Source organism: Kosakonia beeri, from assembly GCF_054165705.1.
Genome location: NZ_CM135106.1, coordinates 673,499 through 689,090 on the forward strand (window position 1 = coordinate 673,499; position 15,592 = coordinate 689,090).

The 15,592-nt window shown below is 50.1% G+C and carries 15 protein-coding genes and 1 tRNA gene; 6 read left to right on the forward strand and 10 right to left on the reverse strand.

Translation table 11 applies throughout. From position 1 onward, the window contains the following. Position 1 precedes the first annotated feature (1 nt). From ACUY4S_RS03355 to ACUY4S_RS03370, 4 genes are all read right to left on the reverse strand, one after another. Positions 2-1,114 (reverse strand): FIST N-terminal domain-containing protein, encoded by a 1,113-nt coding sequence (locus tag ACUY4S_RS03355; RefSeq protein ID WP_312690879.1) that lies wholly within the window; start codon positions 1,112-1,114, stop codon positions 2-4. Positions 1,115-1,409: 295 nt separating this feature from the next. Next, entirely contained in the window at positions 1,410-1,781 is a 372-nt protein-coding gene (locus ACUY4S_RS03360) for an STY0301 family protein (RefSeq protein ID WP_458022545.1), read from the reverse strand. Between the two features lie 136 nt (positions 1,782-1,917). Further along, positions 1,918-2,778: a glycosyltransferase family 17 protein gene (locus ACUY4S_RS03365; RefSeq protein ID WP_458024246.1), complete on the reverse strand. Its 861-nt coding sequence runs from the start codon at positions 2,776-2,778 to the stop codon at positions 1,918-1,920. 281 nt (positions 2,779-3,059) lie between these two features. Further along, on the reverse strand, positions 3,060-3,410 hold the full coding sequence (locus ACUY4S_RS03370; protein WP_312690877.1) for a DUF1304 domain-containing protein: 351 nt from the start codon (positions 3,408-3,410) through the stop codon (positions 3,060-3,062). Positions 3,411-3,851: 441 nt separating this feature from the next. Between ACUY4S_RS03370 and ACUY4S_RS03375 the strand changes: the two genes are divergently transcribed. Together ACUY4S_RS03375 and ACUY4S_RS03380 are read left to right on the forward strand one after the other, a co-directional pair. After that, positions 3,852-4,202, forward strand: coding sequence for a DUF1493 family protein (locus ACUY4S_RS03375; protein ID WP_458022544.1), 351 nt, complete (start codon positions 3,852-3,854; stop codon positions 4,200-4,202). An 899-nt stretch (positions 4,203-5,101) separates the two neighbouring features. Continuing rightward, positions 5,102-5,359 (forward strand): hypothetical protein, encoded by a 258-nt coding sequence (locus tag ACUY4S_RS03380; protein ID WP_458022543.1) that lies wholly within the window; start codon positions 5,102-5,104, stop codon positions 5,357-5,359. Positions 5,360-6,027: 668 nt separating this feature from the next. Here ACUY4S_RS03380 and ACUY4S_RS03385 read toward each other — a convergent pair. Continuing rightward, a tRNA-Ile gene (locus tag ACUY4S_RS03385) sits at positions 6,028-6,103 on the reverse strand. A gap of 125 nt (positions 6,104-6,228) precedes the next feature. Here ACUY4S_RS03385 and mug point away from each other — a divergent pair. Then, a complete protein-coding gene (gene mug / locus ACUY4S_RS03390; protein ID WP_458022542.1) occupies positions 6,229-6,735 on the forward strand; it encodes a G/U mismatch-specific DNA glycosylase in 507 nt (168 codons plus the stop codon). Between the two features lie 62 nt (positions 6,736-6,797). Here mug and rpoD read toward each other — a convergent pair whose 3' ends face one another. The 3 genes from rpoD to rpsU form a co-directional block, all read right to left on the reverse strand. Further along, positions 6,798-8,645 (reverse strand): RNA polymerase sigma factor RpoD, encoded by a 1,848-nt coding sequence (gene rpoD, locus ACUY4S_RS03395; protein ID WP_312690875.1) that lies wholly within the window; start codon positions 8,643-8,645, stop codon positions 6,798-6,800. 157 nt (positions 8,646-8,802) lie between these two features. Continuing rightward, entirely contained in the window at positions 8,803-10,548 is a 1,746-nt protein-coding gene (gene dnaG, locus ACUY4S_RS03400; protein ID WP_312690874.1) for a DNA primase, read from the reverse strand. A gap of 166 nt (positions 10,549-10,714) precedes the next feature. Further along, a complete protein-coding gene (rpsU, locus tag ACUY4S_RS03405; RefSeq protein ID WP_001144069.1) occupies positions 10,715-10,930 on the reverse strand; it encodes a 30S ribosomal protein S21 in 216 nt (71 codons plus the stop codon). Positions 10,931-11,168: 238 nt separating this feature from the next. Between rpsU and tsaD the strand changes: the two genes are divergently transcribed. Continuing rightward, on the forward strand, positions 11,169-12,182 hold the full coding sequence (tsaD, locus tag ACUY4S_RS03410; protein ID WP_458022541.1) for a tRNA (adenosine(37)-N6)-threonylcarbamoyltransferase complex transferase subunit TsaD: 1,014 nt from the start codon (positions 11,169-11,171) through the stop codon (positions 12,180-12,182). A gap of 29 nt (positions 12,183-12,211) precedes the next feature. On the opposite strand, the gene plsY is transcribed toward tsaD, so the two are convergent. Next, positions 12,212-12,826: a glycerol-3-phosphate 1-O-acyltransferase PlsY gene (plsY, locus tag ACUY4S_RS03415; RefSeq protein WP_312690872.1), complete on the reverse strand. Its 615-nt coding sequence runs from the start codon at positions 12,824-12,826 to the stop codon at positions 12,212-12,214. Between the two features lie 162 nt (positions 12,827-12,988). Between plsY and folB the strand changes: the two genes are divergently transcribed. Together folB and bacA are read left to right on the forward strand one after the other, a co-directional pair. After that, positions 12,989-13,357 (forward strand): bifunctional dihydroneopterin aldolase/7,8-dihydroneopterin epimerase, encoded by a 369-nt coding sequence (folB, locus tag ACUY4S_RS03420; protein ID WP_312690871.1) that lies wholly within the window; start codon positions 12,989-12,991, stop codon positions 13,355-13,357. Positions 13,358-13,464: 107 nt separating this feature from the next. Further along, entirely contained in the window at positions 13,465-14,283 is an 819-nt protein-coding gene (bacA, locus tag ACUY4S_RS03425; RefSeq protein WP_458022540.1) for an undecaprenyl-diphosphate phosphatase, read from the forward strand. A gap of 11 nt (positions 14,284-14,294) precedes the next feature. Here the strand turns inward: bacA and ACUY4S_RS03430 are convergent, their stop codons facing one another. Next, complete coding sequence (locus ACUY4S_RS03430) at positions 14,295-15,536, reverse strand: multifunctional CCA addition/repair protein (RefSeq protein WP_312690869.1); 1,242 nt, start codon at positions 15,534-15,536, stop codon at positions 14,295-14,297. Positions 15,537-15,592: the final 56 nt, after the last annotated feature.

Here is a 15,592-nt window from a genome sequence, read left to right on the forward strand (position 1 = left end):
GTTAACCTCCAATGGCAACACCCGTGAATGTCTGGTTGACATGCAGCCCGTTATACTGCTCGCCGTAGGTAGAGAAACCCACGACCCGGTTCTGCACCATGATCTCGCCAATTTGTTGCTCAAGCCCTTCTTGTTCAAACTGGAGGCGGCGCAGAATGCAGTCACAACCGATAATGACGGCCGGATCCGGAATGGTTTCGCGCACTTTGTCAAAGGCCTGACTGAAAGTTTCGATCGGATCTTCGGCGATGCCGATCGACACGATTAACCCTTCTTCTATGGCGCAATAGCAGGTGATCGAGAGGTCGTCATTAATTTTCTGGATCGAGCGGACGTAAGGTTCATCGCCGAAAGAGAGCACCAGCGGATTACGGGAAAAGACCCTTGGTGTGAGTTCATCAATGGTTACGCCAAGCGCCTCCGCATACACTTGGGCGGCAGGTTCGCCATTGATCTCAAGGATCAGACGTTTCTCGGCATCGGCCTCGGTGATCACCAGTTCTATATCGCTGGGCTCGAAGTGTTGGATCTTAAAGGTGGCGATTGGGGAACTGGTTTCGATAACAGAAAAAACGGCGGCATCAGAAACGAAATGCCCTTCTCCATCATAGACATAGCTTTTTTCGAAACGTAAGTCGTCACCCGCCGAACCGCCGACGATAGGCACATTACCAATCTGCTGATACAGGTTTGCCACCAGCCGTTCTTCGGCCATCGAAAGGCCATCCACCAGCAGCAGGCCAAAGCGATGCAGGCTCGGTTTCTCTTCGCTGTCGCGGCGAATGGTTTCCGCAATGTCGCTAATCACGGCGGTGTATTCCACCAGCGGGTGGATAAGAAAAGTGCGGGCGCGAAAACTGCCGCCTAAGCCCAGACCTAACAGCCCCGAGTGCTGGAAACCTTCCGTGCCAATATGCCCTGAAGAAGTACATCCGATACAAGGGCAGGAAAACGTGTTTTTTAAAGCCTTACCTAATACTTCCAGATCGTAATCCGGAGAGCAGAAAAAAATAACGGTTTCGATCTCGTCATGACCAAGCTGTTGAGCAAATTCGGCCACGGCCTGAACCGGATCCGGAGATTCGCTACTTGCATATCTGGGCTGGAAATTCACGGCATGATCTCCCAAGTTTGAACCGCGACGTTCGCGTCTGGTGGGGTGCTGCGTCAACTATCCTGATGATCGAAGAGTAGGAGTTGGCTTGTTAAATAGCAAATCCGCAGGGGGTAATTTGACAGGCTTTTTTGACGGGATTTTTACTTATCTTTCAACGTTTACAGCCGCAGGCACCGCCGGTGCCGCAGGCGATGAATAAGCAAAAGAAAGGCTAAAGAAAACGTAGCGGCGGGCACAGTTCAAAAACACATCAGGCACGTTTAACGTGATACCCGCCCCCGAGACAGATCCTTTATTTGCAAGCCGCGATCAGATTATCTTTTTTATCATAGGCAACGGAACATGTCTGAGCGGTTGCCGAAACAGTGAGGTCCACTGTCTGTTTGGTATTTTTATATCGGCAAATGAAATGGAGCGACGTTTGATCCTTCCGGGCTGCATCCTGGTAATCAGGTAATGTCCACACGGTTTCTTGATCGGTATCCGGCATTAAATCAACCTTATCTTTTTGCGGCCCGATAAATAAACTGGCGTCTTCTAAACTGTGCGACTTATCGCTTGGATTGGGGTACTGAGGGCATTGCGTAGTAGCGGCCTGGGCCATACTTGTGGTTAACCATACCGCCGCCGCTAACAGGCAATTTTTATTCCACCACATCGTCATTTATTCTCCTGGCTTTTAGTTGAGTGTATTCCCGGTTATCAGGGCAATCGGCCATAACTTCTTTTTTCCGGTGCTGTTATTCCTTTCGCGGCGGGTTTGCTAAGCCCGCTGCGTCTGGGCGTTCGTTTTTATACCATTACACCACACTAATAAACGCGGCAAACCGGTCGGCGTTATCCACCAGCCAGGCCGGAAACTTCTCTTTGGTGAGTGGCTGAGGCACCATCAGGCGATCGCGTCCCCAGATATCTTTTGCATGCGTGAGCGCATCAACAATGTGCGTTTGATTATTCAAATGCGGCAGATCGTATTCCGTATGAGAAATGCTCGACATCTTCTCCGAAATGCGTTCGGCCGTCATAATCCACGAGAAGTGCCATCCCGCGTTCGTTACCACTTCGCTGCGGAATTTGAAGAGTGTTTTTACAATAAAACCCCGGTGTAACCCGGACTTTTTAAGGTTGCGAAAATCTTCCGGTTTCCCGCCAAAATAGCCCTTCAGATTGTGTAATGAGGTCGCTCCAGGCAATGTACACTGTCGCGGCGTTCCATCCTTATTAAATACCTGAAGATTGAACTGGTAATTATAAAATCCCATGTGCAGCTTTGTGCAAAGCTTGTCGGGATTGATGGCTTTAATAGCTTGTGGCGAGAAAATTTCATCGACGTCTGAAACCAGAATCAGGTCATCGTCTTTTGCATCTTTTAGGCCGTGCATAATGGCGTTTCGCTGTGCGGCTTCGTTAGCCCAGGCATCGACTTCATGGGTATTCTGCGCGGACGTTTTCATGATCGGCGGCTGATCATGCACCACGTAAATAATTTTATCTTTGAAAGCGGAGAATTTTTCTTTGTCAAAGTGCAGTGTTCTGGGTTTACCTGTAAAGGTATGTTTCGATTCCACAATCACAAAATAATCAACAACATTTGCAAGTGTATTCAAACGAATATCAAGCAACATGTCTTCATCATAATATAAAAAACAATCATAAATCATGGTGGTATTCTCGGTTGTATTTTGACCAATGATTCTTCGTTTATTTCACCCTAATTGACCGGGGTGAATTCTCCTTCACTGAGGATGGTAAGTAAAGTCTGACAGGACAAAAGCAAATATGCAGGGAGTTGCGGCGCCACTTAAGCGAAATCAAACGGGATTAATATTGAACAACGAGGTGGCTGGATGCCTGTACTCATATATGGGCAAAAACATCCGCCAGGCAGGCTTATTGCGGGATTATGCATTACATTTATTAGCGCTTCATTGCTCAGCTCACGTCACTGAACCAGTAGCGCAATAATCGCCAACAGCGCAGGCAGTGCTTGTACATAGAGTATTTTGCGGCTGGCGGTGACCGCGCCGAACAGACCGGCAATCAAAACGCAGCTCAGAAAGAAGAGCTTGATTTGCACACCGTCTTCCCCAACTGATAATCCCCAAATCAAACCCGCAGCGAGGAATCCGTTGTACAGCCCCTGATTCGCCGCCAGCGTTTTTGTGTCCCGTGCAAAATCGGCCTGCATGTTAAACGCCTTGCGCCCTGCGGGTGTATCCCACAAGAACATTTCGAGGATCAGAATGTAAATATGAATCACAGCGACGAGGGTGATGAGTACATTGGCTAACACGGTGCAACCTTATCCAGTGGAGTCGACGAGACAGAGTATAGGTGATAGCGAGCAGAACAAAAGCAGGCCGGAACGAAAAACAAAATAGCGATGTCAGTTGGGGATGTTATAAACCGATAAGTTTCTATAAGAGATAAAATCAACCCCCGCACATAAAATATTTCTTCGCGACAGGGGGATAACGGATTTTTATATTATTAGAATGGGTGTTGGTTCCTTATATCACTTGTATCCACGGCTGCAGAGCTAATAGCTGCCATAAGTGAGTCATTTCTTAACATCTTCATGAGGTTGTAACGTTCCTGACCACAGGCACTTGGTAGCGGTTTTGTCTGTTGGTTGTGCAGTGATAACGGTTATGCGTTATTCTTTGTCTTGTACGAAATGATAATCAACAGGAACGTTACATCTTAAATCTACTAACGTGTCGAGAGATCGCTTATGAAAGACAACGCCACACTGGTTTATGAATTGATAAAAAAGCATTTCTGGGAAATGCCGGAAGATGCCTCCCTGACCACGGGAAAGCAAAGTTTATTGCCAGAAGATGCCAGCGATTTTCTCGACGAGTATGCTACTGTTCTGGCGGTGGACATGACAGCATTCAATTTTAACTGTTATTTTCCCAATGAAGGTATCCGCTTTTTGCCAAATGCTCTCCTGCCACGTTATCTACGGACTGACCACCATAACCCAGAAGCACTGACAGTAAGTATGCTTATCGCTTCAGCAAATGCAGGACGCTGGCTCTTCCCGGATACTGCTTCAGGTTATCCAACCCAGAGCGGCTAACTGTCCTTTTTATTTATGCTTAACTCTCTGATCATAAAGATGAAGCACAAATACCAGCGATCATATTTAATATAAATAAAGGATACAATGATAATCCAGCTTATGCACAGTGCTGCTGCATATTTGGGAATATAGAGTATAAATATAAAAACCCCAGCCATAATCAATGCAACAGGTATGAGGTAAATATGTGCTTGTAATAACAATATTATTTATTTGTGTGTGAAGTTGCTTAAAAATAAAGTAGTTCGAACGTTTTTCTATGGGTTTTTTATAATGCCTGGTTACTTGTGATTTTGTTTTATGCTGGCATGAAGAACTGATTTTTCAATTTTTTTCGTCATCTTAACTAACTGCCTAAAAATTTTATGACTTTGATAAGGTTTTTTTGAAAATCGTAGTTTCTTATAATCAAGCTTGCGATTGTCTGGAATGTCGAAAGCTTAGTGACCTTAAAGGTTGCAAAATGGTACTGGTCACTAAATTTATTTTTGAAATAAAGGGGGAGATTAAAATATTTTTATCAACAAGTTATTCGATTTTTTAGGAATTATGTCTTTACCATGTCACATGTCAAGAATAGCGTCGTCTCATTTGTACATTTCGTTAAATCTTAAAACCAGCCGTTTGTCTTCCGCCCACTGTTGGAGGCAGATTCTTCAGTAATAATCTTCAGATGAAAGGTAGGTGCCATAGTTAACAAGCTTCAGGCTCTCGGTTTAAGCCTTTTAATATTTTTCCTATGCCCGGCATACATCTCGTGCGCGGCGTTTGTTAACCAGATAGTGAATAGCCTTTTAGATTGAATTTTAAGTTTGAGATATTTTGCTGACATTATGACTTACCTTGTTGTAACATTATGGTTCAATAATTTATCGGGGTGGCTGACAGGGGCAAGTATGAAAAAGAGCAGGAAAAAAATGGCTTATGTTGTGATATCCACTATTTTCTTTCTAATAATTCCGGAGATCGTTTTGCGGGTGGTATCAACTGATCATCTATTGCGCCTGAGCGATTTTATTAGTTTAGGGGGGATCGTTAGCCCACTTCTTTCTTTACTTATTTTTCTGGGGTTAACTTCCGTCATTCTGGCCAGCCTGACTGTTTTTGTCGTCAGAAAAATTTATCGGTTTGTGTCACGATCAGACTTGGAATGATACTGGATAAAAACAACGTTATGTAGGCTGAGTAAGGCATCTTCAACAAAAGTATTCCAGAATTTATTTTAAGGTGTCGCCAATGAATCTGAACATGGCTTACTTTCTTGTTGAAAGTGAACTGGAGCCTTATTTAATGTTTATCCATAGCCACCCTGTGCAATGCAAAAGATATTGAAAATGAAATCTGCAAAATCATCTCTTGCTAATTTTTGCACATTCATTGGAAGACACACGGCGAACATGGTTGAGGCTTTATCAACCTGCGTTTGCACTACAGTTGCGTTAGTGAGCCTGTTTGTGCTGGACGGCTGGGTAATGAAACTTGCTGGCCTTTTGGGGTTTCTTGTGCTCGCTTACCTTGTCATCTGGGTAACTGACATAGTTAAAGGTGAAGCATAGCGGCCACAGGGGGTTAGTTTTTAATAAAGTGGGTGCCAAATGGATAGCAGACATTAACAAGGGGTTGCGTTTTCTAGCAACCCCTTGTTTTATTTTAATGATATGTTCATTCCTGAATTCAGGTCATTGATTCCCTTCTCATACATCGTGCGACAGCGCAAAACGGTTTTTTTTCTTGAGGGGACAAAAAGGGGACATTAGGCATATGTGATAAAAAAGCCACTTCGCTGGAAGTGGCTTAATTATATGATTTTAAAGCTAAAATTTGGTGGCCCCTGCTGGACTTGAACCAGCGACCAAGCGATTATGAGTCGCCTGCTCTAACCACTGAGCTAAGGGGCCGTGGCGGGGAATTATAAAGTAACTTATCCCTGCAATCCAGCAGGAATCGCCTGGCTGTTGTTTTTATAAACAACCTGTTATCAATCCCTTATACTTGGTTTTTCTGTATTCATCAGGAGGTGGGTATGATCCACGATATTCTTGAGCCGGGGTTACGCGTGGTGTTTTGTGGCATCAATCCTGGCAAATCTTCCGCCCATACTGGTTTTCATTTTGCCCACCCGGGTAATCGTTTCTGGAAAGTGATCCACCAGGCCGGATTTACCGATGCTTTGCTGCGTCCGGAAGATGAACGCCATCTCCTCGATACCCGCTGCGGCATTACAATGCTGGTAGAAAGGCCGAGCGTACAGGCCAGCGAAGTGGATCTTCATGAACTCCGTACTGGCGGCAGGGCGTTGATCAAGAAGATCGAAGTGTATCAGCCGGCAGCATTAGCGATCCTCGGCAAAAATGCGTTTGAACAGGCATTCAGCGTGCGCGGTGTTTCATGGGGTAAACAGCAGATCACAATCGGCGTTACTCAGGTATGGGTGCTGCCGAATCCAAGTGGGTTAAATCGCGCTACGCTGGATAAGCTGGTAGAAGCTTATCGGGAACTGGATGACGCGCTGGTCTCGCGTGGGCTTTAGCGCAGGGCAAGAGGCAAAAAAAAGCTCCCTGACGGGAGCTTTTCATCTTATGACGTAACGAATTAATCGTCGAGGAAGCTACGCAGCACTTCAGAACGGCTCGGATGGCGCAGTTTACGCAGCGCCTTTGCTTCGATCTGACGGATACGTTCGCGGGTGACGTCAAACTGTTTACCCACTTCTTCCAGCGTATGGTCGGTGTTCATATCGATGCCGAAACGCATACGCAGGACTTTCGCTTCGCGAGCAGTCAGGCCAGCCAGAACATCGTGCGTGGCCGCGCGCAGGCTCTCAGTTGTCGCAGAATCCAGCGGCAGCTCGAGGGTCGTATCCTCAATGAAATCACCCAGATGTGAATCTTCATCATCACCGATCGGCGTTTCCATGGAGATCGGCTCTTTAGCGATTTTCAGCACCTTACGGATCTTGTCTTCCGGCATCAGCATGCGCTCAGCCAGCTCTTCCGGCGTCGGTTCACGCCCCATTTCCTGCAGCATCTGGCGGGAAATACGGTTGAGCTTGTTGATGGTCTCAATCATATGCACCGGAATACGAATGGTACGCGCCTGATCCGCGATGGAACGGGTGATTGCCTGGCGGATCCACCATGTTGCATAAGTTGAGAACTTATAACCACGGCGGTATTCAAACTTATCCACCGCTTTCATCAGACCGATGTTGCCTTCCTGAATCAGATCGAGGAACTGCAGGCCACGGTTGGTGTATTTCTTGGCGATAGAGATAACCAGACGCAGGTTCGCTTCTACCATCTCTTTCTTCGCACGGCGGGCTTTCGCTTCGCCGATAGACATACGGCGGTTAATGTCTTTAACCTGTTCGATCGTCAGGCCCGTTTCTTCTTCAATCTGTTGCAGCTTCATCAGGCCGCGCTGAACATCTTCCGTGACTTCGTGCAGTTTTTCTGACCACGGTTTGTTCATGGCCAGGGCTGCGTTGAACCAGGTTTCGCTGGTTTCGTTGCCGGTAAACAGCGTAATGAAGTTCTTCTTCGGCATTTTGCATTGTTCAACGCACAGCTTCATGATGATGCGTTCCTGGGTACGCACGCGATCCATCATGGTACGCATGCTGTTCACCAGGTAGTCGAACTGTTTTGGCACCAGACGGAACTGTTTGAACACTTCAGACAGCTTCAGGATCTCTTCCTGGGCAGCAGCGTGGCTACGGCCTTTTGCTTTGATTGTGTCGCGGGTCAGTTCGTACTGAGAACGCAGTTCGGCGAATTTTTCGCGCGCCAGTTCAGGATCGATGCTGTTGTCATCGTCGCTGTTGTCGTCGCCATCTTCGTCTTCTTCATCATCGTCGTCGTCATCCATCTCTTCGCTGGACAGTTCAGAACCAACGTGGGTCGCCGTAGGCGCCATGTCTTCTTCAGCGTTAGGATCGACAAAACCAGTGATCAGATCGGACAGGCGAGCCTGTTCAGCTTCAACACGATCGTATTGTTCCAGCAGATAGGTGATGGCTTCCGGGTACTCGGCAACAGAGCACTGAACCTGGTTGATCCCGTCCTCGATACGTTTGGCGATGTCAATTTCGCCTTCGCGGGTCAGAAGTTCAACGGTGCCCATTTCGCGCATGTACATGCGCACCGGGTCGGTAGTACGCCCGATTTCAGACTCAACGCTGGAAAGCACCTGTGCAGCAGCTTCTTCCGCGTCTTCGTCAGTGTTGTTGGAGTTTTCAGCCAGTAACAAATCATCGGCATCCGGTGCTTCTTCCATCACCTGGATACCCATGTCGTTGATCATTTGGATGATGTCTTCGATCTGATCGGAGTCGACGATATCTTCCGGCAGATGGTCATTGACCTCGGCATAGGTCAGATAGCCTTGCTCCTTACCACGGGTAACAAGAAGCTTCAGCTGTGACTGCGGGTTTTGCTCCATAAGACGGTATCCACACTTAAATTCATGAGGGTTGGTGTCGGTCAGCGAAATAAACCGCCAACATTTAACGCGAGGGTATATTTATATTTTTGCCGCTGGCCCTCATCGCGGCTGTCGGGATCTACCCGATCGGTTATCGGCACTTAAGCCGTTGAATTCACTTTTTCGCCAGTTCCTGGTTTAACTGCCAGAGTTCGCGGCGTTCTTCGTTGCTTAAACCGTGTGTGCGATCGCGAGCTATCAACTCTTCTTGTCGCCGTTCAAGCATCGAATCAAACATATGATTGAGCGCGTCGGTGAACGTTTTTTCCGCAATGTCCTTATCTGCTATATCGTCCCACATCGACAGTTTTTCAAGGGTAGCGGCCTCTTTTGTGCCGCGATAATGCTCCAGTAACTGCCCGGTGGTCAGACCTGGCTGTGACAAACAAGTGTTGACCACATCTGCAAATAAGCCAAGCCCAGGCAGTCTGGATTGATCTAAACCCGTTAACGGTGGCACCGCTGGTGCCAGTTCCGGGTTCTGGATCAATAACCCTATCAGTATACGCATGGTTGTACGTTTTAGCTGCGGAGCGGGGCGAACCGTCGCGTTTTCCGCCTGTTTTGGCATTAATCGATCAAGCTGAGCATCATCGAAAATACCAATTTTGTTCCCCAGCAGCTGTCGCAACTGAATGCGTAACGTTTCGCCAGGAACCTGGTTGATCAACGGTAACGCCAGCGCGGCAAGCTGTGTGGTGCCATCCGGCGTGGTTAAATCCGCCTGCGGCAACAAGCTGTTAAACAAAAACGTGGAGAGTGGCAATGCCTGCTCCATCCGCGCTTCGAACGCCTCTTTGCCTTCTTTACGCACCAGCGTGTCCGGATCTTCGCCATCCGGCAGAAACATAAAACGCAACTGACGACCGTCGCTCATATACGGCAGCGCCGTTTCCAGCGCTCGCCATGCGGCATCGCGGCCTGCGCGGTCGCCGTCGTAGCAGCAGATGACATTTTTCGTCACCCGGAACAGCAACTGGATATGGTCTGCTGTGGTCGACGTTCCCAGCGAGGCTACCGCATAGTTGATGCCGTATTGTGCCAGCGCTACCACGTCCATGTAGCCTTCAACGACCAGTAGCCGCTGAGGTTCATCGTTATCCTGCTGCGCTTCATAAAGGCCATACAGCTGGCGGCCCTTATGGAAAATATCGGTTTCCGGGGAGTTCAGGTACTTGGGCGTATCGTTGCCTAACACACGTCCGCCAAAACCGATCACCCGGCCGCGCTTATCGCGAATGGGGAACATCACCCGCTCGCGGAAGCGATCGTAACTGCGTCCCTGATCGTTTGTTACCAGCATGCCCGCATCGATCAATGATTTGCGGTTTTCACTGTTGCCGCCAAAACGCTTCAACACGTTATCCCAGCCGGGCGGGGCATAACCCACGGCGAATCGCGCAATAATGTCGCTGCTCAAACCGCGCGCTGCCAGATACTGGCGCGCAGGCTCAGCGGCAGGTTGCGTCAGTGATTGCTGATAAAATGCATTCAGGCCGTCCATCAATTGATAGAGCGTTTGCCGTTGATGGCGCTCAATCAGACTTGGCCCGCTGCCTGCTTCGAAAGGCACTTCAAGGTTGTGCATGGCCGCCAGTTCTTCGACGCTTTCGACAAACTCGAGCTTGTCGTAGTTCATTAAAAAGTCGAGAGCGTTACCGTGCGCACCGCAGCCAAAGCAATGGTAAAACTGTTTTTCACCGTTCACGGTGAAAGAGGGGGTTTTTTCGTTATGGAACGGACAACACGCGTGGTAATTCTTGCCCTGCTTTTTTAGCTTTACCCGCGCGTCGATAAGATCGACGATGTCGGTGCGTGCCAGCAGGTCATTAATAAAAACACGTGGGATTCGTCCAGCCATAGGCCCCGTTTATTTATATTCATTCTTTTTCATGCCGCTGCGATGCAGCCTGAAAGCCGTAGAATATGTCAGCTTATAAACGAAAATAAGCCGCGCATTCCTTTCGGAAGCACGGCCTTACAACTACAACTCGGTCTGCAATTGAGGGCGATGCGCCCTCAACAGATTAGTACAGACGAGTACGGCGTGCGTTTTCGCGAGCCAGTTTCTTCGCGTGACGTTTCACAGCGGATGCTTTAGCGCGTTTACGTTCGGTAGTCGGTTTTTCATAGAACTCACGACGACGAACTTCCGCCAGAACACCTGCTTTCTCGCAGGAACGCTTGAAGCGACGCAGAGCTACGTCGAACGGCTCGTTTTCACGTACTTTAATTACCGGCATGTGCCTCTCACCTTTGATTAAATCGGTTTGCCGCTGGCGTTCACGCCAGCTTATTTCAAAATGGTGCGGAATTTTACTGCAACTGCTGCTGCTTTGTAAAGCACCGCCGCCCTTTTTGAAAGGGGACTTTTGTAAGGGTGAGGAGTATACACGAACTCCTCACCTGGGGTGAGCAAAGTTTTACATCGACCCGCATTCGCCCTACACTGCGCGGTATTGCAACGAGGTAAAAAGAGCCATGCGCGTACTGGGCATTGAAACATCCTGCGATGAAACCGGCATCGCTATCTATGACGATCAACAAGGGCTTTTAGCCAACCAACTGTATAGTCAGGTAAAACTGCACGCTGATTACGGTGGCGTAGTGCCAGAACTGGCCTCCCGCGACCATGTGCGCAAAACTGTTCCGCTGATTCAGGCGGCGCTGAAAGAATCCGGTTTAACCGCAAAAGATATCGATGCGGTGGCCTATACCGCAGGTCCCGGGTTGGTTGGCGCTCTGCTGGTCGGCGCGACCGTAGGGCGTTCACTGGCTTTTGCGTGGAACGTACCAGCCATTCCGGTTCACCATATGGAAGGGCATCTGTTGGCGCCAATGCTGGAAGATAACCCGCCTGCGTTCCCGTTTGTCGCTTTGCTGGTGTCCGGTGGTCATACGCAATTGATTAGCGTCACGGGCATTGGCCATTATGAACTGTTGGGCGAGTCGATTGACGACGCAGCAGGCGAAGCCTTTGATAAAACGGCAAAATTATTAGGGCTGGATTACCCTGGCGGGCCTATGCTGTCTAAACTCGCCTCGCAGGGTACGGCCGGGCGTTTTGTTTTCCCGCGCCCGATGACTGACCGTCCGGGGCTGGATTTTAGTTTCTCCGGTCTGAAAACCTTTGCGGCGAACACAATCCGCAGCAATGGCGATGATGAGCAAACGCGTGCCGACATTGCTCGCGCGTTTGAAGACGCGGTGGTGGATACGCTGATGATCAAATGTAAGCGCGCATTGGATCACACCGGCTTTACGCGGCTGGTGATGGCGGGCGGCGTGAGCGCAAACCGCACATTGCGGGCAAAACTGGCGGAAATGATGCAAAAGCGTCGCGGCGAGGTGTTTTATGCGCGCCCGGAGTTCTGTACTGACAACGGTGCGATGATTGCTTATGCCGGAATGGTGCGTCTGAAAGCGGGGAATGACGCGGGGCTTGGCGTTACCGTTCGCCCACGCTGGCCACTGGCGGAACTGCCCGCAGCGTGATGTGCAATTGCCCGGCGAGCCGGGCATTATCACGGTTGTTCTTTCTTTTTCTTCCGCAGCCGGGTCCAGATTTTGGTTTCCTGGCGCCGCCACAGCCGCTGAATGTTGTCATGATGACGTAACAGGATCAGGCATGACAGCATCGCGACCGGAAAGGTGAATTGCGGTTTAAACCACCAGACATAGAATGGCGCAATCAGCGCGCTGACAATCGCCCCCAGCGACGAATAACCGCTAAGCAGCACGGTCAACAGCCAGGTTCCCGCCATCACTCCGGTCAAATCCCAGCCAATTGGCGCAATGGCGCCAAACGCAGTAGCGACCCCTTTACCGCCCTGGAATTTAAAGAAAACGGGCCAGATATGCCCAAGACAGGCCGCAATCGCAATCAGCCCCAGCCAGAATGGCGTGATGCCCAATGCATAAGCGCCCCAGACCGGCAGCATGCCTTTCAATACGTCAAAAATCAGTACCGTTACGGCTGCTCCTTTGCCGCCAATTCTTAATACATTGGTCGCCCCGGGATTTCCGGAGCCACTCTCGCGTGGGTCCGGCAGACCCGCGATGCGGCAGACCAGAATTGCGCTGGAGATTGAGCCGCAAAGGTACGCAAGGAGGATCATTCCAGGCGCGATTGCACTCATAACGCTGTTCCGTTGTGAAAATGTCGTTTTATTCTCTGCATCCGTGGATAATACGCATAAATTCTGGAAAGTGGTATCCAGGTAATGCGCAAATCTGACAGACCGCCACTAAACAGGCGGCCTGACGCAAAAAGTCTGGAGCCAAACTGCAGGTGGAATGTAATGGATATTGTTTTTATTGAGCAGCTTTCGGTGATCACCACCATTGGTGTTTACGACTGGGAACAGACCATCGAGCAGAAGTTAGTGTTCGATATCGAAATGGCGTGGGATAACCGCAACGCCGCCAAAAGCGATGATGTCAAAGATTGTCTGAGCTATGCCGACATTGCAGAAGTGGTTATCGGGCACGTAGAGGGCGCGCGTTTTGCGCTGGTAGAACGGGTCGCGGAAGAAGTCGCTGAATTGCTGCTGGCCCGGTTCAATTCGCCCTGGGTGCGCATCAAACTCAGTAAACCGGGGGCGGTGGCGCGGGCGCGGAACGTGGGGGTCATTATTGAGCGTGGCCTAAATCCGAAAGAAAGTATTTAAATTCATAATAATTAAACCAAGCGCTAGTATTCAGGTCATAGATAGCGGTCATTCGCGGCTTCTCCTCGGGGTAAGCCGTTTTTTATAGCTTCTTAGGGGTTTATTTGATGGGCGATATGCATTCGTTGCTGGTGGCAGCCATTTTGGGTGTCGTTGAAGGGCTTACCGAATTCCTGCCAGTTTCCAGCACTGGCCACATGATCATCGTGGGGCATTTGCTGGGGTTTGAAGGCGATACGGCAAAGACGTTTGAAGTCGTGATTCAGTTGGGTTCTATTCTGGCGGTCGTGGTGATGTTCTGGCGTCGCCTGTTTGGTTTAATCGGCATTCACTTTGGCAGTCAGCCGCATGAAGGCACGGGTACGGGCCGCTTGTCGCTGGTGCACATTCTGTTGGGAATGGTGCCTGCTGTGGTGCTCGGGTTGGTTTTCCACGATGCGATCAAGTCCCTGTTTAACCCGCTTACCGTGACCTATGCGCTGGTCGTGGGCGGTGTCTTATTGATTGCCGCTGAAGTACTCAAACCCAAGGTTCCCCGCGCGGAAGGGGTGGATGATATTACCTATCGTCAGGCATTTATGATTGGTTGTTTCCAGTGTCTGGCGCTGTGGCCGGGGTTCTCCCGCTCCGGGGCGACGATTTCTGGTGGGATGCTGATGGGTGTTAGCCGATATGCGGCTTCAGAGTTTTCATTCCTGTTGGCGGTGCCAATGATGATGGGCGCGACGGTACTGGATCTGTATAAAAGCCGTGGCTTCCTGACGATGGCCGACATCCCGATGTTTGCCGTCGGTTTTGTGACGGCTTTTATCGTTGCGCTGATTGCGATCAAAACCTTCCTGCACCTGATTAAACGGATCTCGTTTATTCCTTTCGCGATTTACCGTTTTATCGTGGCCGCTGCCGTGTATATGGTCTTTTTATAAGGCCTGAGCCCTCAGTCCTGTGGCTGAGGGCAACGTTGCGCTTTCCAGAGCGCTAGCGCTGCAATTCGCCTGCGGGTCAGCTCTTCCCGCACGCCTGCACCGGTAAAGCCCGCCTCTATTACCGCTTTTGTTGGCACTGCGCGTGCCACCTGCCAGGCTTCGCGCAATAAACGCCCCTGTGGATAATCATTGGCTTCAAAGCCGGTCCGGCCACGCACATCCGCTTCGCTGGTCAGGGCAATTTGCTCCACGCGCTGCGGTTTACGCCAGGCATCAATGGAATCGAACAGTTTGACGATCGTTTTCGGCTGCAAAATCGCAAAGGTGTGGATCAAATCGTGGAATTCAGCCACCAGTTTTGCGAGGTCACGGATCTCATTCGGCACGCGCAGGCGTTTACACAGGCCATCTACCAGTTTTACCCCTGCAGGACCGTGCCCGTGATGGCGCGGCCACTGTTCTTTCGGCGTTAAGCCTTTGCCCAGGTCATGGCAGAGTGTGGCGAAGCGGACATCAACGTCCGGGCTGAGCATCGCCGCCATTGTCAGTGTCATCAGGGTATGCACGCCGGTGTCAATTTCCGGGTGCCATTTTGCCGGGGCAGGAACGCCATATAGCGCATCCACCTCAGGGAACAGCACCGCCAGTGCGCCACAATCACGTAAAACCTGGAAGTAAACCTGGGGATTACGCGTACGCAGCGCATTTTCGGTTTCCTGCCAGACGCGCTCGGGGGTGAGATGCGCCAGTTCGCCAGCTTCCGCCATGGCGCGCATTAAGGCCATGGTTTCATCAGCGATACGGAAGCTGAGGTGCGCATAGCGGGCAGCAAAGCGCGCCACGCGCAACACGCGTAACGGATCTTCACTAAATGCCGGGGAGACATGACGCAGAATGCGATTATGCAGATCCTGCTGACCATTAAAGGGGTCGATAATGTGACCGTTTTCGTCCTGCGCCAGGGCGTTGACGGTTAAGTCCCGCCGCAGCAAATCTTGCTCAAGCGTGACGTCAGGTGATGCGTGGACAGTGAAGCCTGTGTAACCGACGCCGGATTTACGTTCGGTACGAGCCAGCGCGTACTCCTCGTGGGATTGCGGATGGAGAAATACAGGAAAATCGCGGCCTACCTGCTGGTAGCCCGCTTTTTGCATTTCATCCGGCGTGGCGCCGACCACCACCCAGTCTCTGTCTTTAACTGGCAGGCCTAATAATGTATCGCGTACTGCACCACCAACCAGATAACTCTTCACCCACCACCTCTCATACGTCATTTTGCCGACAGATAATACGTAAGTGTAGAGAAGAT

Bases quoted from the DNA above. Each gene is read 5' to 3' on its own strand.
- ACUY4S_RS03360 (WP_458022545.1), bottom strand. From the start codon at position 1,781: ATGACGATGTGGTGGAATAAAAATTGCCTGTTAGCGGCGGCGGTATGG.
- ACUY4S_RS03365 (WP_458024246.1), bottom strand. From the start codon at position 2,778: ATGATTTATGATTGTTTTTTATATTATGATGAAGACATGTTGCTTGAT.
- ACUY4S_RS03375 (WP_458022544.1), top strand. From the start codon at position 3,852: ATGAAAGACAACGCCACACTGGTTTATGAATTGATAAAAAAGCATTTC.
- ACUY4S_RS03380 (WP_458022543.1), top strand. From the start codon at position 5,102: ATGAAAAAGAGCAGGAAAAAAATGGCTTATGTTGTGATATCCACTATT.
- mug (WP_458022542.1), top strand. From the start codon at position 6,229: ATGATCCACGATATTCTTGAGCCGGGGTTACGCGTGGTGTTTTGTGGC.
- rpoD (WP_312690875.1), bottom strand. From the start codon at position 8,645: ATGGAGCAAAACCCGCAGTCACAGCTGAAGCTTCTTGTTACCCGTGGT.
- dnaG (WP_312690874.1), bottom strand. From the start codon at position 10,548: ATGGCTGGACGAATCCCACGTGTTTTTATTAATGACCTGCTGGCACGC.
- rpsU (WP_001144069.1), bottom strand. From the start codon at position 10,930: ATGCCGGTAATTAAAGTACGTGAAAACGAGCCGTTCGACGTAGCTCTG.
- tsaD (WP_458022541.1), top strand. From the start codon at position 11,169: ATGCGCGTACTGGGCATTGAAACATCCTGCGATGAAACCGGCATCGCT.
- plsY (WP_312690872.1), bottom strand. From the start codon at position 12,826: ATGAGTGCAATCGCGCCTGGAATGATCCTCCTTGCGTACCTTTGCGGC.
- folB (WP_312690871.1), top strand. From the start codon at position 12,989: ATGGATATTGTTTTTATTGAGCAGCTTTCGGTGATCACCACCATTGGT.
- bacA (WP_458022540.1), top strand. From the start codon at position 13,465: ATGGGCGATATGCATTCGTTGCTGGTGGCAGCCATTTTGGGTGTCGTT.